Source organism: Algoriphagus oliviformis (assembly GCF_017254915.1).
Classification (GTDB): Bacteria; Bacteroidota; Bacteroidia; order Cytophagales; family Cyclobacteriaceae; genus Algoriphagus; species Algoriphagus oliviformis.
On record NZ_JAFKCT010000003.1, the window covers coordinates 95,469 to 112,206 of the forward strand.

At 53.7% G+C, this 16,738-nt stretch carries 16 protein-coding genes; 10 read left to right on the plus strand and 6 right to left on the minus strand.

The features are described 5' to 3' along the window. Window positions 1-405: 405 nt before the first annotated feature. Complete coding sequence (locus tag J0A68_RS08620; RefSeq protein ID WP_206577803.1) at window positions 406-1,725, plus strand: Gfo/Idh/MocA family protein; 1,320 nt, start codon at window positions 406-408, stop codon at window positions 1,723-1,725. 54 nt (window positions 1,726-1,779) lie between these two features. Here J0A68_RS08620 and J0A68_RS08625 read toward each other — a convergent pair whose 3' ends face one another. From J0A68_RS08625 to J0A68_RS08640, 4 genes are all read right to left on the minus strand, one after another. Beyond that, window positions 1,780-2,796 (minus strand): SMP-30/gluconolactonase/LRE family protein, encoded by a 1,017-nt coding sequence (locus J0A68_RS08625; RefSeq protein ID WP_206577804.1) that lies wholly within the window; start codon window positions 2,794-2,796, stop codon window positions 1,780-1,782. 102 nt (window positions 2,797-2,898) lie between these two features. Continuing rightward, a complete protein-coding gene (locus tag J0A68_RS08630; protein WP_206577805.1) occupies window positions 2,899-4,146 on the minus strand; it encodes a sugar isomerase in 1,248 nt (415 codons plus the stop codon). 240 nt (window positions 4,147-4,386) lie between these two features. Then, complete coding sequence (locus J0A68_RS08635; RefSeq protein WP_206577806.1) at window positions 4,387-4,563, minus strand: hypothetical protein; 177 nt, start codon at window positions 4,561-4,563, stop codon at window positions 4,387-4,389. Beyond that, window positions 4,560-5,963, minus strand: a complete 1,404-nt coding sequence (locus tag J0A68_RS08640) for a purine-cytosine permease family protein (RefSeq protein WP_206577807.1) — start codon at window positions 5,961-5,963, stop codon at window positions 4,560-4,562. The genes J0A68_RS08635 and J0A68_RS08640 overlap by 4 nt, the downstream gene beginning before the upstream one ends. Before the next feature lie 268 nt (window positions 5,964-6,231). Between J0A68_RS08640 and J0A68_RS08645 the strand changes: the two genes are divergently transcribed. The 8 genes from J0A68_RS08645 to J0A68_RS08680 all read left to right on the plus strand — a co-directional run bounded on the left by J0A68_RS08645 (window position 6,232) and on the right by J0A68_RS08680 (window position 14,174). Then, window positions 6,232-8,352 carry a bifunctional aldolase/short-chain dehydrogenase gene (locus J0A68_RS08645; protein ID WP_206577808.1) on the plus strand — a complete coding sequence of 707 codons (2,121 nt, stop codon included), beginning with the start codon at window positions 6,232-6,234 and terminating at the stop codon, window positions 8,350-8,352. A gap of 50 nt (window positions 8,353-8,402) precedes the next feature. Beyond that, window positions 8,403-9,440, plus strand: a complete 1,038-nt coding sequence (locus tag J0A68_RS08650; protein ID WP_206577809.1) for a GntR family transcriptional regulator — start codon at window positions 8,403-8,405, stop codon at window positions 9,438-9,440. Between the two features lie 169 nt (window positions 9,441-9,609). Further along, entirely contained in the window at window positions 9,610-10,938 is a 1,329-nt protein-coding gene (locus tag J0A68_RS08655) for an FGGY-family carbohydrate kinase (protein ID WP_206577810.1), read from the plus strand. Window positions 10,939-10,953: 15 nt separating this feature from the next. Next, window positions 10,954-11,712: a (Fe-S)-binding protein gene (locus J0A68_RS08660; RefSeq protein WP_206577811.1), complete on the plus strand. Its 759-nt coding sequence runs from the start codon at window positions 10,954-10,956 to the stop codon at window positions 11,710-11,712. After that, a complete protein-coding gene (locus J0A68_RS08665) occupies window positions 11,709-13,067 on the plus strand; it encodes a lactate utilization protein B (RefSeq protein WP_206577812.1) in 1,359 nt (452 codons plus the stop codon). The genes J0A68_RS08660 and J0A68_RS08665 overlap by 4 nt, the downstream gene beginning before the upstream one ends. Then, entirely contained in the window at window positions 13,064-13,624 is a 561-nt protein-coding gene (locus J0A68_RS08670) for a LutC/YkgG family protein (RefSeq protein WP_206577813.1), read from the plus strand. Before J0A68_RS08665 ends, J0A68_RS08670 begins: the two co-directional genes overlap by 4 nt. A gap of 45 nt (window positions 13,625-13,669) precedes the next feature. After that, on the plus strand, window positions 13,670-13,888 hold the full coding sequence (locus J0A68_RS08675; RefSeq protein ID WP_206577814.1) for a hypothetical protein: 219 nt from the start codon (window positions 13,670-13,672) through the stop codon (window positions 13,886-13,888). Next, window positions 13,860-14,174, plus strand: coding sequence for a type II toxin-antitoxin system RelE/ParE family toxin (locus tag J0A68_RS08680; protein ID WP_206577815.1), 315 nt, complete (start codon window positions 13,860-13,862; stop codon window positions 14,172-14,174). Before J0A68_RS08675 ends, J0A68_RS08680 begins: the two co-directional genes overlap by 29 nt. Before the next feature lie 58 nt (window positions 14,175-14,232). Here J0A68_RS08680 and J0A68_RS08685 read toward each other — a convergent pair whose 3' ends face one another. Then, on the minus strand, window positions 14,233-14,613 hold the full coding sequence (locus J0A68_RS08685) for a VOC family protein (RefSeq protein ID WP_206577816.1): 381 nt from the start codon (window positions 14,611-14,613) through the stop codon (window positions 14,233-14,235). A 99-nt stretch (window positions 14,614-14,712) separates the two neighbouring features. Continuing rightward, complete coding sequence (locus J0A68_RS08690) at window positions 14,713-15,702, minus strand: NHL repeat-containing protein (RefSeq protein WP_236021427.1); 990 nt, start codon at window positions 15,700-15,702, stop codon at window positions 14,713-14,715. A 154-nt stretch (window positions 15,703-15,856) separates the two neighbouring features. On the opposite strand from J0A68_RS08690, the gene J0A68_RS08695 reads away from it, so the two are divergent. After that, on the plus strand, window positions 15,857-16,681 hold the full coding sequence (locus tag J0A68_RS08695; RefSeq protein ID WP_206577818.1) for a sugar phosphate isomerase/epimerase family protein: 825 nt from the start codon (window positions 15,857-15,859) through the stop codon (window positions 16,679-16,681). Window positions 16,682-16,738 lie beyond the last annotated feature (57 nt).

Below are 16,738 nucleotides of genomic sequence, written 5' to 3' on the forward strand. Positions count from 1 at the left end.
TATACGACTATCCCCCAGTTGCCCGAGTTGGTAGCGAATCGTCATCAGCCTCCTACTTACATTGCGTTCGGATGTCCCTTTTGGGGCCAATCTGTTTCTGTACTTCTGCGGTTGCCCGTCTCAGACAGCTACCCGTTGGTAAGTGCCCCTTTGTACCCGATTTCAGACTTTCAAACTATCGCCCGACATCTTACTGCCGGCCTTTTATCTCTTACTTGGTAATATTAAAGTTGGCTGATTATCAGGACGATTCCAAAAAATACCCCAATTACTTCTCCACTATTTTTCCACTGTATAAACTGGATATTTCCACACATTATTAACACTTTGCTGAACCACTCAGACAATCAATATCGCCTGAGAGGACTTTTTCGCTATTTTGTATCCCACAACCCCAAAACAACCATGACTGACCGCAGAAACTTCCTGAAATCCTCCTCCCTGCTACTTGGCGGACTTTGGCTCAGCCCCGGCATTGCCGTCGCCAGAACCAAAATCTCCCCAAGCGACCAACTACGCGTCGCGCTCATCGGCTGCCGAAACATGGGCTTTGGAATACTCCGACACCACCTGGCACTACCCGAGGTGCGCTGTGTCGCCCTCTGTGACGTGGACCAAAACGTACTGGACGAAAAACTAAAGGAAGTGGAAACGGCAACAGGCACAAGACCGGAGGGATTCAACGACTTCAGGAAAGTATTGGAGCGCAAAGACATCGACGCGGTGATCATCGGCACCCCAGACCATTGGCACTGCCTGATCGCAGTCGCCGCCTGCCAAGCCGGCAAGGACGTCTATGTGGAAAAACCTATGGCAAACAGCATCGGGGAATGCGACCTGATCGCCAGCGCAGCCAAACGCTACGATCGAGTCGTCCAGGTGGGCCAGCAGCAGCGGTCCGGACAAGCTTTTATTGAATCAAAAGACCTAGTCAAAAGCGGCCATCTGGGCAAAATCCGAAAAGTCAACATCTGGTCCAACTTCAACTATGGCCTGGGAAACGAAAAACAGTCAAATGCGGCGATCCCAGCGGGCGTGGACTATGACTTCTGGCTGGGACCAGCGCCTTTGCGGGATTTCAACCCCAATCGCTTTCACGGCAGCTGGCGGCATTTTTGGGACTATGGAGGAGGCCTCATGTCCGATTGGGGAGTCCATCTCCTGGACATGGCTGTGTGGGCAGAGGAGAATCCATCAGCGCCCTCGCGGGTCTTGACCTACGCGCGCAACGTGAACACGGAAAACCGGGATCGCGACACCTTTGACACGATGAACGTGCTTTTCCCAAAAAAAGACTTCCTCATCAACTACGACATGAATGGCGGACTCCAAACCGGCCCCTATGGAAAACCCTATGGCATCGCCTATGTCGGCGACAAAGGCACCCTGGTCGTCAACCGAAGCGGCTACGAGGTCTATCCCGAGTGGAGCGACAGCCCCAAGTCTCCCAAGTGCGAAGCCAAAAAGCTAGAAGGAACCAAAGAGTCCCACAACCTGCACGTGGCCAACTTTGTGGACTGCATCAAAACGCGGAACCAAACCGTCTGCCCGCCGGAAGCGGGCAGGATTGCCGCACTTCACGCCCACATTCCCAACATTGCTGCCCGGGTAGGCGCGGAGGAGTTGATATGGGATGATTCAAAAAGGGAGTTTGTGGGAAATAAAGCGGCCAATGCGCTGGTTTGGCCGGATTACAGAAAACCCTGGACACTGCCGAAAGTCTAAGCAAAGATTGGGATCTAAGTCATTGAGGAAGGTCGAAAACGCCCCATCCCGCACTCATCCTGCTGCATTCAGCCTGATCCGCATCAGATAGCCGTCGGCCGTCATGTAGAGGTATTTCTCACCGGTATCGAAGCCGCAGTTTGCCGTGCCGTTTTCCGTCATGACCGACCCCAGCAGCTTTCCCTCCGGGCTGATCACCAAGACGCCCCCCGGACCGGTGGCAAACAAATGCCCGGATGAATGGACTTTCAATCCATCAGGCAGGCCTTTTCTACTTTCGCTCTGCAAGGGAGTCACATCGAGCAGGACTTTTCCGGACAGGACATTTCCCTTTTCATCCAGTTCAAAAGCGTAATACCGCGCCTTGGCGGGGTCGGACTGGGCAATGTACAGCGTCTTTTGGTCGGGACTCAACCCGATGCCGTTGGGCCGCGAGAGCGAATCCACCAATAGCGACACCGTGCCGTCCGCATCCAAGCGATACACACCCTGGAAGTCGAGTTCCTTTTCGTCCCAGGGATCCATGCCATAGGGCGGATCGGTGAAAAAGAGCTGCCCCCAGGAATTATACACCAGGTCATTGGGACTGTTGAATCGCTTGCCTTCGTAGCCGGTCGCCAGCGCTTCAAACTCGGACTTGGGAGAATCGATGGAGGAAAGCATCTTCCCGACTTGCCGCTCCCCGTGCTGGCAAAGAACGAGATTGCCCGACGCATCCAAGGCCAAGCCATTGGCGCCCGGCTCGTTTTTGTCCGTCCTATCTCCCAAATAGCCCGAAGGACTCAGGTACAGCGAGAGGCTGTCCTTTTCTGTCCATTTCCAGACCTTGTTGGTAGGCACGTCGGTAAAAATCAAGGCCTGCTGACTCTCCAGCCACAGTGGTCCCTCTGCCCATTCAAATCCGGATGCCAAGACCTCGATCCGGGCATCGGCCGGAATCAGGACATTGATCGCCGAATCCAGGCGCTCTACGGAGCCGATGGTTTGGAATTGGGCGGTGGTTTCTTCCTGTACTTTCGGACTTGCGCAAGCCGCGAAAGCCAGCACAGTCAAGCAGTGGCGATAGTTCATGGCATTTTGGGTTTAGGAAAAAGTAAGATAGGATTTTGCCTCCACATCCCCATACTTCACAATTTTGCCTGAATTGGCGAAGCTGATCCTATCCCAAGAAAGTCACAGCCCACTCGCCGTCGCGTCTTTCCCGCGCTTGGCGATCAGCTTTTCCCGGATTTTTTCGCTTCTGTAGAAAGCCAGCGGATCAGCCTCTCCCCCACTCTGGACGCGTGCCTCGCGCACCAAGGACCGGACATCGGTCAGAAAAGCCGCCTGCAAAACCTCCTGCGCACCCACCACGTCGCCTTCCCTCTGGCATTGGCCTAGCTTGGCACGGTCCACGAGCAGCGCCTTGGCATAGGCCTGGGCAATGGACTCCAGCGCCTGGATCAGGTCCTCGATGGGATCCTTCGTATTATGGCTGGCATCGATCATCCAGGAGATGGACTCCCAGGCCTGGGCCTGTTCTTCAGCTCCCCCGATCAATTCGCAGAAAATCAGGAAAAGCTGGTAGGGCTTGATGCTGCCCGTGCTCAGGTCGTCATCACCATACTTGCTGTCATTGAAGTGGAAGCCCGCCAGCATCTCCTGATGCATCAGCGTAGCCACGATCTGCTCGATATTCGTATTGGGCAGGTGATGGCCGAGATCCACCAGCACTTTGGCGCGGTCTCCGACTTGTCTGCAAAGCATGGCCGAGGTACCCCAATCGGGAATCACGGTATGGTAAAAATTGGGTTCGTAGGGCTTGTACTCCAGCAGCAGCTTCCAGTCGGCAGGCATGCCTGCGTAGATGGCCTGCAAGGATTCCTGCGTTCCCTGCAGCGCTTTGCGAAAGTGTGCCTGCCCGGGAAAATTGCTTCCGTCAGCCAGCCACACGGTGAGGTCTTTGCTGCCCAAGCTTTTCCCGATCTCGATCACCTGAAGGTTGTGCTCCACGGCCTGCTGGCGAACGGATGCGTCGGCGTTGCTCAGGGAACCCATCTTATAGCTGAGGGCCTGCCCGTAATCTTGGAAAGTATTGCTGTTCATCGCGTCAAAGGCGATCCCCAGGCTTGCCGCTTTTTGCTTGATTGCCTCGGCATCCTGGGGGATATCCCAGGGAATGTGCAGGGAGACGGCATCGGTTTTCTTGGTCAGGCGGGCCAGGAGACCGATATCATCCAGCTTTTCCTCCAGGTTTCTGGGTTCGCCTCCTATGGAAAAACGGCCAAAGCGCGTGCCTCCTGCGCCCAAGGCCCAGCTGGGAACGGCGATCTGGAAGGCGGAAACTTTTGAAATCAAGTCTGCTATGGATATCCCACTTTCACCGAATTGATCTGCCAGGAGTGAAAGGGACTTATTATGAAATTCTTGGGAATACGACATGTGTTATTTTTAATTGATTCTCAATGACTGTTATTCGGAGAGGATTTTGACTTTGCCTTTGTGCAACATCCCCCGCCCCCTTTCGGGAGGTTTGTTTTCCAAAATCGAATTTGGGACTAGAGGGGGAGTTGGCTCAGGCTCACCCGAAGTTTTTTTAACTACTCACTACTCCCTAATTTCCAAAAGACCGCTTCGTCGTGCCTCCTCGCGGTGACGAGACGCCCGAACACGGCCAACTGCTCACTGCCCACTGGGCTTGTTGATCCAGAAGGGTGCGGTGCTCATCCAGGCAACCATCCCGATACCCATCCAGAGTTTCATGGAGTCCATTTCCATTTTTCCGGCAAAGAGCAGGATAGGCGGCCCGATGGACAAAAGCAAACCGGCAAAGGATATGATTTTCAAGAGAGGTTTCATGCGGCAAGGGATTTGGAGACAGGATATTTTACTTTGGAAAGGGCCACGAAGATGGCCACGGCGACAAACCAACCCGGAAGGCCAAGGAAGAAGATTTCCACACCGTAGAAGAGGTTCAGCCCAAGACAAAAGGCCAAAGTCAGTACCCAGCTCATCAGTGCGGGTAGGCTAAATTCAGACTTGGAGCTTAAAGCCCCTTCGGATCGAAATCCCATTTTCTGCGAGAAATAGAAATCGGCAAAGATCACCGCCCCCATCGGCATCAGCAGCAATCCATACAGCGCCACAAAGTCCAGGAGCTTCATCACCAAAGCCGGAAAGCAGGCGGCCAAGGAAGTAATCCCCCCCACCACGGCGGTGATTTTCCAGGTGGCGACTTTGGGAAAAATGCCCTGCAAAGCCAAGCCCGCCCGATAGATCGTAGGATTGGCGGTGGTCCAGCCTGCGATCACCACGCAAATAGCCCCGGCGATGCCCAGGGTCTGATAGGCGATCGGCCCCGGTGCAAACTCCTGTGAACCGCTGTTGGCCTGCAGGAAAACCGCATAAAGGATCCCTGATGCAATCCAAGCAACAAAATGTCCCAAGTACACACCGCCAAACACCGCGAAGCCAGCTTTCCATGACCTGGCGTAGCGGAGGATCGTGAGGTCGGACATTCCTATATGCATGGCCATATTGCAAAACCAAGCGAAAAAGATCACATGCCACACCGAAAATCTGGACATTCCGGGAAGGGGCACGCCATTCCAGATCACCTCCTGTGCCACTGACACGAGGCTTTCGGCAGAGCCTACTCCCAGCTGGGAAAGCCCTACGATAGCCGCGGAAAAGAAGATCAGGATCATCCAAGGCGACATCACGTTGGCAAACTTGGACACCTGGGAATAGCCCTGTATCGCCACCAGCGTGACGACCGCCCCCAGCAGGAGCACGGTCACCACCCAGCCTGCCGTCCGGGGAAACCAGTCGGTCAGCGTCGGCATCTCCAGGTCAAAAGGTATCCCCACGGCAGTCGCCGATACGGCGATCATCGAACCCGCCAAAAAACAGAACATCAGGGCGTTGACCAGATTGTACCAGCGGACCACGTTTTTGCCCGCGATGCGCTCCAATTGATAATAAAGCGTCATTCGCTTGGCCGTGGCAATGGGAGCCGTGATCAGCGCCCAGCTCAACACCGCCAGAAGATTGCCGATCAGCAAGCCAAAGACCAGATCTCCCGCACTCACGCCATGCGCGACAAACAGCGGCCCGATCACAAACTCAGTCCCGGCAGTGTGCTCCCCGGCATACATGCCGAGAAAGCTGCGGCTACCTTTGAGGCTTTGCTCGGGGACTGGAGTCCTTTCAAACTCGTTGGTGCCACCTACAATTTTCTTGAAGAATCGATTGCTCATCTAGGTTGATTTTTCAGTGAATTAAAGAAACAGGCTTTCCTGCCCTATCCTGCTCTGTCCGAATGAAACCTAGCCATTTGTCCCCTGATTATTTTGAAAACTGTTAATTTCAAGACAAAATTGGAGGATGCGCTGACCAAAGCCAGAATCCTTTTTTCCCTACTCAATCGAAAAACCGAGATATCAATAGTACTCAAGACACCACAGGACACCTATTGGGCTGATTTCTGGGAAATTCACATATCACTACCTGAACTGTTTAAACCAAATGAACATACCGATTATGAGTTTCAAATACGTGAGCTACCTCTGGGATGAGGCAAAAGCCGCCAAGCTGGAAGGCAATGAAGTCGACCTGTTGATCTATCGATCCAATATGCTCGGCGCGGATCTGAGGATCACCAACTACGGAGGTGGAAATACTTCCTGCAAAACCACCGAACTAGACCCTCTGACCAAAGAACCCGTGGAAGTCATGTGGATCAAAGGTTCCGGCGGGGACATCGGTACCATGACCCGCTCCGGGCTGGCGGGCCTCTACGTGGACAAGCTCCGTTCCCTGAAGGGGATCTACCGAGGCATCGAGTTTGAAGACGAGATGGTAGAGCTCTTCAACCACTGCATCTACGACTTGGCTTCCAAGGCTCCTTCCATCGACACGCCGCTGCACGGATTTTTGCCTTTCAAGCACATCGACCACCTGCACCCGGATGCGGCCATCGCCATCGCCGCTTCCAAAGATGGGGAGAAAATCACCCAAGAGCTCTGGAAAGGGGCCATCGCTTGGGTGCCTTGGCAGCGTCCTGGCTTTGACCTGGGACTCCAGCTCAAAGAAGCCCTCGACAACAACCCCGGCATCCGCGGCATCATGCTCGGCGGACACGGACTTTTCACCTGGGGAGACACCGCCTACGAGTGCTATATGAACAGCCTCGAAGTCATCGAGACTGCCTCAGCCTACCTGGTGGAAAACTATGGCAAAAAGCGCCCAGTTTTCGGAGGGGAGAAAGTTTCCTCTTTGGCACCCGAGCAGAGAAAAGCACAAGCGGCAAAGCTCGCCCCTATCCTCAGAGGCTTGGCTTCCTCAGAAAAAAGAATGGTCGGCACCTTCAACGACAGCGACACCGTCCTTCAGTTTATTAACAGCCACGACCTGGAGAAATTGGCTCCTATGGGCACCTCCTGCCCTGACCACTTCCTGCGCACCAAGATCAGCCCACTTGTGCTCGACTTGGCCGCAGATGCGGATCTCAGCGACGTAGGCGCATTGAAAGAATCCATCGGCGCGGCATTCCAGGCCTATCGTGAGATGTACGCCGACTACTACGAAAAACACAAGCACCCCAACAGCCCTGCCATGCGCGACCCCAATCCCGTCGTGATCCTCTGGCCGGGCGTGGGCATGTTCAGCTACGCAAAAGACAAGCAGACCAGCCGTGTCGCTTCCGAATTCTACATCAACGCCATCAACGTGATGCGCGGAGCCGAAGCGGTATCCGAATACGTTTCCCTTCCACTTCAGGAGGCATTTGACATCGAGTATTGGCTCCTCGAAGAAGCCAAACTGCAGCGTATGCCAAAGGAAAAGCCTCTTTCCCGCAAAATCGCCCTGATCACGGGCAGTGCCGGGGGCATCGGCAAAGGCATCGCGGAGCGATACGTGCAGGAAGGCGCCTGCGTGGTATTGACTGACATCGACCAGTCTCGCCTCGACAGCGCAGTGGCTGAGTTTGAGAAAAAATACGGCAAAGACGTCGTCCTGGGCGCCCAGCTGGACGTGACCAACACGGAAAGTCTCGCCTCTGCGATCCAGGCTACCTGCCTGAAGTTTGGCGGCATCGACATCGTGGTAAACAATGCCGGGATCTCCATTTCCAAAGGATTTGAAGACCACTCCCAGCAAGACTGGGATCGTCTGAACGACATCCTTGTCATGGGCCAATACCACGTTTCCAAGGCCGGTGTTTCCTTGATGAAACAGCAAGGCTTAGGCGGTGACATTGTGAACGTTGTAAGTAAAAACGCTTTGGTTGCCGGTCCAAAAAACGTAGCTTATGGCACGGCAAAGGCAGCTCAGCTTCACATGTCCAGACTGATGGCAGCGGAGCTGGCCGAGGACAAGATCCGCGTCAACGTGGTAAACCCAGATGCGGTGATCGAAAACTCCAACATCTGGGAAGGCGGATGGGCCGAAAACCGCGCCAAAGCCTATGGTATCGACGTGAAGGACCTCCCTCAGTACTATGCCAATAGAACCTTGCTCAAGGAAAGCGTCAAGGTAAGCGACATCGCCGACGCGGCTTTTGCCTTCGTCGGGGGACTGCTCACCAAGACCACCGGAAATATGCTTAACGTGGACGGCGGCTTAGCGCCTGCCTTCCCTCGATAGTTTCGATTGCCGATTACCCTATTTGCCCTAACCCAATAACCCAATAACCTATGCTTCTTGACAAATCAGAAAAAATCGCCGTGGAATCGCGCACGCCGAAGTACCTCCAGGTAGTCAATTTGATCCTGGAGGACATAGAGAAGGGAAAGCTCAAAATCGGAGACCGGATACCTTCTATCAACGAGACCAGTTTTGACTTCTTGCTTTCCAGGGATACGGTGGAAAAGGCCTACAACGAGCTGCGGGACCGGGGTATCATCACCTCGGTCCGCGGCAAGGGCTTTTACATCTCCTCCACCAACATGGGGCACAAGTCAAAGGTATTGCTGCTTTTCAACAAGCTGAGTTCGTATAAGAAGATCATCTACTACTCCATCATCGAGACACTCGGCTCGCAGGCAGCGGTGGATCTACAGATCCATCACTACAACAGAAACCTGCTCGAAGACCTGCTGGAAACCAACCTAGGCAACTACAACTACTACGTGTTGGCCCCGCACTTCTTCGACAATGCCGGACATCCCGAGACGGGCTACGACCTGATCAAGCGAATCCCAAAAGACAAGCTGCTGATCATCGACCGTGCGGTCAAAGACCATGAAAATGAGTTTCCAGGCGTATATCAGGATTTTGCCAAGGACATCTTTGAAGTGCTCGAATCCGGGATCTCCCACCTGAGAAAATACCAGCGTCTGATCCTGGTATTTCCAAAGGGCGACCTCTACCCCGTCGAAATCATGGACGGCTTCAAGCGTTTTTGCTTCTTCCACGATTTCAAAAACCTCATCGTGGATGGCGTGGACGACGACGAGCCGCTGGACGAGGGGGATTGCCACATCGTGCTGGCAGAGTCGGATCTGGTAAACATCGTGAAAAAATCCCGGGAGCAGCTGCTGAAGCTGGGCCGGGACATCGGCGTCATCTCCTACAACGACACGCCGCTGAAGGAAATCCTCGCCGAGGGCATCACGACCATTTCGACCGACTTCCAAAGCATGGGCAAGACCATCGCCAAGCAGATCCTAGGCACCGAAGACCGGATACCGATCAAGAACCCTTTCCGGATGACCCTCAGAAAGTCACTCTGAATTTGAGATTCGAAATTTGAGATTTGAAATTCTTAATTGGAAAATTGGGCTGGGTTCTGGAGCAAAAAAGAAAACATCCTGAATCAGCTAAGGCGCGAGACAGTACTCTTGCCCTCGTAAATCGTACCTCTTAAATCGTACTTCGAAAGTCGTACTTCTTAAATCGTAAATGCAAAAAATCCCCGTTACCGCTGTCTTTGATATCGGGAAGACCAACAAGAAATTCTTTCTTTTTGACGAAAATCTCAGGGAAGTCCACAACGCCTACACGCGCTTGGATGCCATTCCCGACGAAGACGGCTTTCCGAGCGAGCCGATTCTTCCCCTGAGAAAATGGATGCTGGAGACCTTCACCGAGGCGCTCAAATCCGAAAAGTTTGAAATCAAGAAGCTCAACTTCTCCGGCCACGGTGCGTCTTTTGTCCACACCGATGAGGCTGGCGAGCCGGTCACTCCGCTTTACGACTACCTCAAGCCCTTTCCGGAGGAGCTTTTGGAAAAATTTTACTCGGAAAACGGAGGAAAAATGGCCTTTTGCCAGCAGACTTCCTCTCCTCCCTTGGCCATGTTGAACTCCGGCCTGCAGATCTACTTTCTGAAGCACGCCAAGCCGGAGTTTTTCAAAAATGTCCGCCATTGCCTCCACCTCCCGCAGTTTCTGAGTCTGGTTTTCACTGGGAAAATGGTCTCCGACTACACCAGCATAGGCTGCCACACCGGTCTTTGGGACTTCACAAAGATGGACTACCACGACTGGGTGAAAAACGAAGGCATCGAAGCCCTTTTGCCTCCGATCTTGCCGGGCGATGCCTTGCTGAAAACCAAACCTGAGCTGGGCTCCATTCCCTGCGGCATCGGGGTTCATGACTCCTCGGGAGCACTACTCCCCTATCTCAAGCAGGAAAAGAAACCCTTTGCGCTGCTCTCCACCGGCACCTGGGCGATCAGCATCAACCCCTTCAACAAAACGGCTCTCACCGAGTCCCAGCTCAACCAAGACTGTCTCCAATTCCTCAGCATCAGCGGTCAACCGATCAAGATCTCCCGCCTGTTTATCGGCGAGGAGCACAAGCATCAGGTCGAGGAGATGTACGCTTTTTGGCAGCTTCCCCTCGGAACTTACAAAAAGCTGAGGTTTGACGAATCTCTGTACGAAAAAGTCAACGCCAGCGCCACAAAACGCATAGGCTTCAAGTACCTAAAGCCCCAGGACTACGGACTGGAAAAAGCCGAAACAAACGACTGGGGCAGTTTCCCGGAGTTTACGGAGGCCTACTACACCTTTATCCATGAGCTCACGGACATACAGGTGGCGTCGCTGCGCCTGGTTTTGGACGACGCTCCGGTCAGCAAGCTGTATGTGGACGGGGGCTTCAACGCCAACGACATCTTCCTGGAGATGCTTCGCAAAAAGCTGCCGGGGATGGAGATTGTCCCCAGCGATTTTCCCAACGGGTCCGCATTGGGTGCGGCGATGTTGGTGAATATGGAATCCTGACCTTAACTTTCTGCCATGATTTCCAATTCTCCAAAAATTGGGCTGTTTATTCCTTGCTACGTTGACCAGTTTTACCCCCAAGTGGGCGTGGCAAGCCTCCAACTGCTCGAAAAACTGGGCTGCGAGGTCTCCTATCCCCTTGGCCAAACCTGCTGCGGGCAGCCCTTGGCCAATTCAGGCTACGAGCGGGACACCCACGGCGCAACCCGCCATTTCATCGAACTCTTCAAGGATTTTGACTACGTAGTCGCCCCCTCGGGCAGCTGCGTCCTGCATGTCAAAGAGCACTCCCCTGCCATAGCGGGTTTGGAAAAAGAACAGGCGGAACTTCACCACAAGGTGTACGAGCTCACCGAGTTCATCACCGACGTGCTCAAAATCGACAAGCTTGAAGGCAAATTTCCCCACCGGGTGGGTTTTCACTCCTCCTGCCATGGGCATAGGGGACTGCGTCTGGCCTGTGCTTCGGAACTGAACCAGACCCCATTCAACAAGGCCCGGAAACTGCTCGAAAACCTGGAAGGACTGGAATGGGTGGAGCTCAGCCGCACAGATGAATGCTGCGGATTTGGAGGAACCTTCGCGGTCACGGAAGAGGCCATTTCCGTTCGGATGGGCAAAGACCGACTCGAAGACCACCTCGCCCATCAGACCGAGATACTTACCGGAGGCGACATGTCCTGCATCATGCACCTGCAGGGCATCGCCACCCGAAACAAGCAACCTTTGAAGTTTTTGCACATTGCCGAGATCCTAAACCAAGCGATCGCATGAGCCATCCCCAAAACGCAGCCGAATTCCTGAAAAACCAGGCCAAGGCCAAGTGGCACGATGAGACGCTCTGGTTTGTCCGCGACAAGCGCGACCGCATCAGCAAAACTATCCCCGAGTGGGAAAATCTCCGCAATCTGGCCTCACAGATCAAGGACAACGTACTGGCCAATCTGGGTTCCTACCTGGAGCAGTTTGAGCAAAATGCCATAAAAAACGGCATCCATGTCCACTGGGCAAAGGACGGGGATGAGCACAACCGCATCGTGCTGGACATCTTGCAAAAGCATCACTGCACGGCTATCGTCAAGAGCAAATCCATCCTGACCGAGGAGTGCCATCTGAATCCTTTCTTGGAAAAGAACGGCGTGGAAGTCGTCGACACCGACCTGGGAGAGCGCATCGTGCAGCTCCTGCACCAACCGCCCAGCCATATCGTGCTTCCCGCTATACATCTTAAAAAGAGGGAGATTTCCGAGCTTTTCCACGAAAAACTCCAGACTGAAAAGGGCAACGAAGACCCCACCTACCTCACCCACGCCGCCAGACTTCATCTCAGGGAAAAGTTTCTCGGAGCCAAAGTGGCCCTCACAGGGGTCAATTTCGGCATTGCCGAGACGGGTGAGTTTGTCGTCTGCACCAACGAAGGCAACGCCGACATGGGCGTGCACCTGGCCGACGTACACGTGGCCTGTATGGGAATCGAAAAGATCCTGCCCCGCAGAAAAGACCTCGGGATTTTCCTCCGGCTCTTGGCGAGATCCGCTACCGGACAGCCCGTCACCAACTACAACTCACACTTTCGCAGCCCAGCTCCCGGCAAGGAGCTCCACATCGTCCTCGTGGACAACGGGCGTACGGCACAGCTGGCTAGGGAAAAATTCAAAAACTCCCTCAAATGCATCCGCTGCGGTGCCTGCATGAACACCTGCCCGATCTACCGACGAAGTGGCGGCTACAGCTACGGCAGCACCGTGCCCGGACCGATCGGGTCGATCCTGTCTCCGGGTTTGGATATGAAAAAACACAGCACGCTGCCTTTTGCCTCCACGCTCTGCGGCAGCTGCTCGGACGTCTGCCCCGTGAAAATCAATATCCACGAGCAGCTCTACGAATGGCGCCAAGAGATCACCAAAACCCACGGAGAGCTCGGCAAAGGCCTGTCCATGTGGATCGCGGCGGGCATTTTCAAAAGCCCCCTGGCCTACAAGATCTCCGGAGGCCTGATGCGCAAGGCCCTCAAAGTCCTGCCCGACAGCCTGATCTACCATCCGATCAACGCTTGGGGAAAAAGCCGGGACCTGCCCGAAGCCCCCAAGGAATCCTTTCAGCAGTGGTACCAAAAGAACCGATCATGAGCAGCCGAGAAAACATCCTTTCCGCCATCCAAGGGATCGCTTTGGAATCCAAGCCCCTTCCCGAGATACCCGACTTTGGCATCCCCGGTGAAGTGGAAGCGACCTTTGTCCAGTCCATCCAGGGCAACAAGGGCGAAGTCATGGACAAGGCCGAGTTTGAATCCTGGCTGGCCGCGGAAAAGCATTCCAAGATTATTTCACGCTCGGCTAGTTTTCCAGATGCCTCCAACTTGTACCTGCCCGCGGACGCCCACGAACTGAACGATCTCGATCTGGCGATCTTGGACGGGCAGTTTGGCGTGGCTGAAAACGGGGCAATCTGGCTGGAAGATGCCGAACTGGGCCTTCGTGTGCTGCCCTTTATTACCGAGCATCTGGTTATCGTGCTGGACCGAAACAGCCTCGTGGCGACCATGCATCAAGGCTATGCCCGCATCGGTGATGCGAGCTCCGGTTTCGGGGTATTCATTGCTGGACCGTCCAAGACCGCCGACATCGAGCAAAGCCTGGTAGTAGGCGCCCATGGCGCTAAAAGTCTGAGGGTGGTGTTGGTTTGATTTTTTTGCGGGATTTTTGGTTAATTTGAGACAAATCCTTTGACAATGAGAGAAGTTACCGTCCAAATACCGGAAGAAAAGCTGACCTTTTTTTTGGAATTGATGGATGAACTGGGCCTAAGCCACGACTTGGTCACCAACGTCCCAAAAAACCAGCAAGAGCTTGTTTTGGAGAGAATAAAAAAATCCAATCCCAACGACGACGTCGCCATGGACACTTTTTTTGACGAATTGGATGGAAAGCTCAGAAGGAAAACTGTTTGAGCTGGTCATCAGTAAGGATGCTGCAAATGATATCGAAGAAGCTGCCTTCTACTTTGAGCAAAAAGTACCGGGATTGGGGCTTCGATTCTCGGAAGAACTGCGTTTGCAATTGAGAACCCTGAGGAAAAACCCTTTTTTTCAGCTTCGCTACAAAAATGTCCGATGCTTTCCTATGGCTAATTTCCCGTTCCTGGTTCACTTCACGGTCGACGAAAAAGAAGCCAAGGTCAACGTGAGGGCAGTGTTGCACACCAGTTTGGATCCCAAAATCTGGAAAAACAGATGATTTAGCCAAAGAAAAACCGGTCAGGTTTTTATACCCGACCGGCTCTCCGAGCGCAAGCTCAGCTGCGTGAGTGGATAGCGACGCGGTTGCCCTCGCAGTCCAAAAACACGCCCATGTATCCAATATCGGGAGCGATGAGACGCTTGGGTATTTGTACCGTTCCGCCGGCCTCTTCCACCCTTCCCAATTCCACTTTGCAGTCTTCGGAGGAAAAGTAGATCAAAGTTCCTGCATGCCCGCTGGTCTCGTAAAAGTCCTTGTGATAGACCAAGCTTCCCCCGGCCCCCTTACCATCATCTGGCCAGGGAAACCAGCCCATCTCAAAATCCCCCATGACCTGCTTGCTCAGCTTGCAGTCAAACACTTTTTCATAGAAAGCGATGGCCCGGCCCATGTCCTTGACCGGTATCTCAAACCATCCGACGGTTACTTTTTTCATAGCTTTGGTTATTAGAGATTTGAAATTCGAGATTTGAAATTTGAGGTTGCGCTTACCACCGATCCTCTTGATACTTGATACTAGCTACTTCGTACTAACTCAAACCCTCGTCAGCTTGATCGGATAGCTTTTTCCCGCGTTCCACTGGCAGACGTAGATGTTTTCGTCCTGATCGATGCAGACGTCGTGGCAATGCTTAAACACCGGTTCCTTTTGGACCATCAGCTGCAGCTCGCCATTTCGGTACTCCGGCGCCGTGCCGCCTGGGTTGGACACTACCTTGTTGCTTTTGTCCAAGATGGTCACAAAACCTGAATTGTCAGTCTGCTCCAGATAGCGCAATCGAGACCAGCAGACGCCGGCGTAGAGATTTTCCCCGTGGATGACCGGACGGCATACATACGCCCCTGGCAGGAAGATCGTCTCGATGTACTCCCCATCCATGGTAAAGCGCTTGAAAGAATTGTGTCCTCTGGAGGTGCACAGCAGCGTAGGTGCTTTGCCTCCACGCTGGTCGATGGCTATCCCGTGTGCGGTGCTAAACTGTGCGTCTTGGTTACCCCTGCCCCCAAACTTTCGGATGAAATTGCCATCCTTGTCGTACTGCAGGAAAAACTGGGAGCCGTAGCCATCGGCAATGTAGAGGTCGCCGTTTGGTGCGACGGCCGTTTCGGTAGGTACCCAGGCCATTTTTTCCTCATAGATCCCCGTGCTCAACGGAGAGGCGATCTCCGCAACCACTTTCCCGTCGAGAGATGTCTTGATCACCTTTCCTCCGTTGTCGACCACCCAAAGGTATTCGGCATCGCCCTCATCCACCAAGGAAAGTCCGTGTGCACGATCCAGTCCCAGCGTCCAAGTCGCCAAAAGCTTTCCCGATTGATCATAAATGATCACGTTGTTTTTGGCCTCGTCGGTCAGCATGATCATGCGACCCTTCCGGTCCATCACCATCTCATGGCAGTTGACCACGGGCACTTTGTTCGGATCCAGGTTTCCCCACTTGGCGTCTACTTTGTATTTGAAATCGCCGTGACCGAGAATCTGGTCTTGCGCAGCCAAAAGGGAAAAATCGGGTTTAATGCTCATAGCTAATCCTAATAAGGAAGTGGTCTGGATAAATTTTCTTCTTGAATTCATACAATAAAATGCTGGACAGACAATTTAGGGAAAATGCCCCTAACATCTTTCCTTAAACTCCAAAAATCCATAGCTTAGACCAAGTCCCAAAAACCTATCTGTCATGAAAATCAAAACCCTGTTTTTTGCCCTGATGCTGCTGTCTCCCCTGGGACTCAAGGCCCAGGAAATCGCCCTTCAGCTCTATTCACTGCGCAATGAGATGAAGGTGGACCCCGTCAAATACCACCAGCTCATCTCCGAGTGGGGCATCTCCGCACTGGAGGGAGGCGGAGGATATGGCATGTCCGAGGCCGAATACGCCAAGCTGCTCACGGACAACAAGCTCCGCATCGTCGGTGTAGGCGCCGACTACAACAAGCTGAAATCCGACCCTGCCGGCATCATCGCCGAAGCCAAGAAATACGGCGCCAAATACGCCACCTGCTACTGGATCCCCCATACCGAGGGACCTATCTCCCTGGAGGATGTGAAAGCCGCTACCGAACTTTTTAACAAGACTGGCGCCATGATGGCCAAGGAGGGCATCACGCTGACCTACCATCCCCACGGCTACGAGTTTGCCAGCTCCGGCTCCGGCACACCCATGGACTACATGCTGGAAAATGCCAGGGATTTCCAGTTCAACATGGACGTCTATTGGGTGAAGATGGGGGGAGGCGATCCTCTGGCTCTCATGAAGAAATATCCCGGCAAATTCCCCCAGCTGCACCTGAAAGACCGCAAAAAAGGCACGCCCGGCTCTGCTGACGGTCACGGGGACGTGGAGACCAACGTCGTCCTGGGCACCGGGGACATCGATATCGCCGGACTGATCCAGGAAGCGAAAAAGCAGGGCACCAAATACCTGGTGATCGAGGACGAGAGCAGCCGCTCGGTGGAGCAGATCCCGCAGAGCGTGGCTTTTATCAAAAGCCAGCTCAAATAATCTCTCACCCAAACCACACTAGAACCCGCTCGCACAAGCACCGCGGGTTTCGTCTGA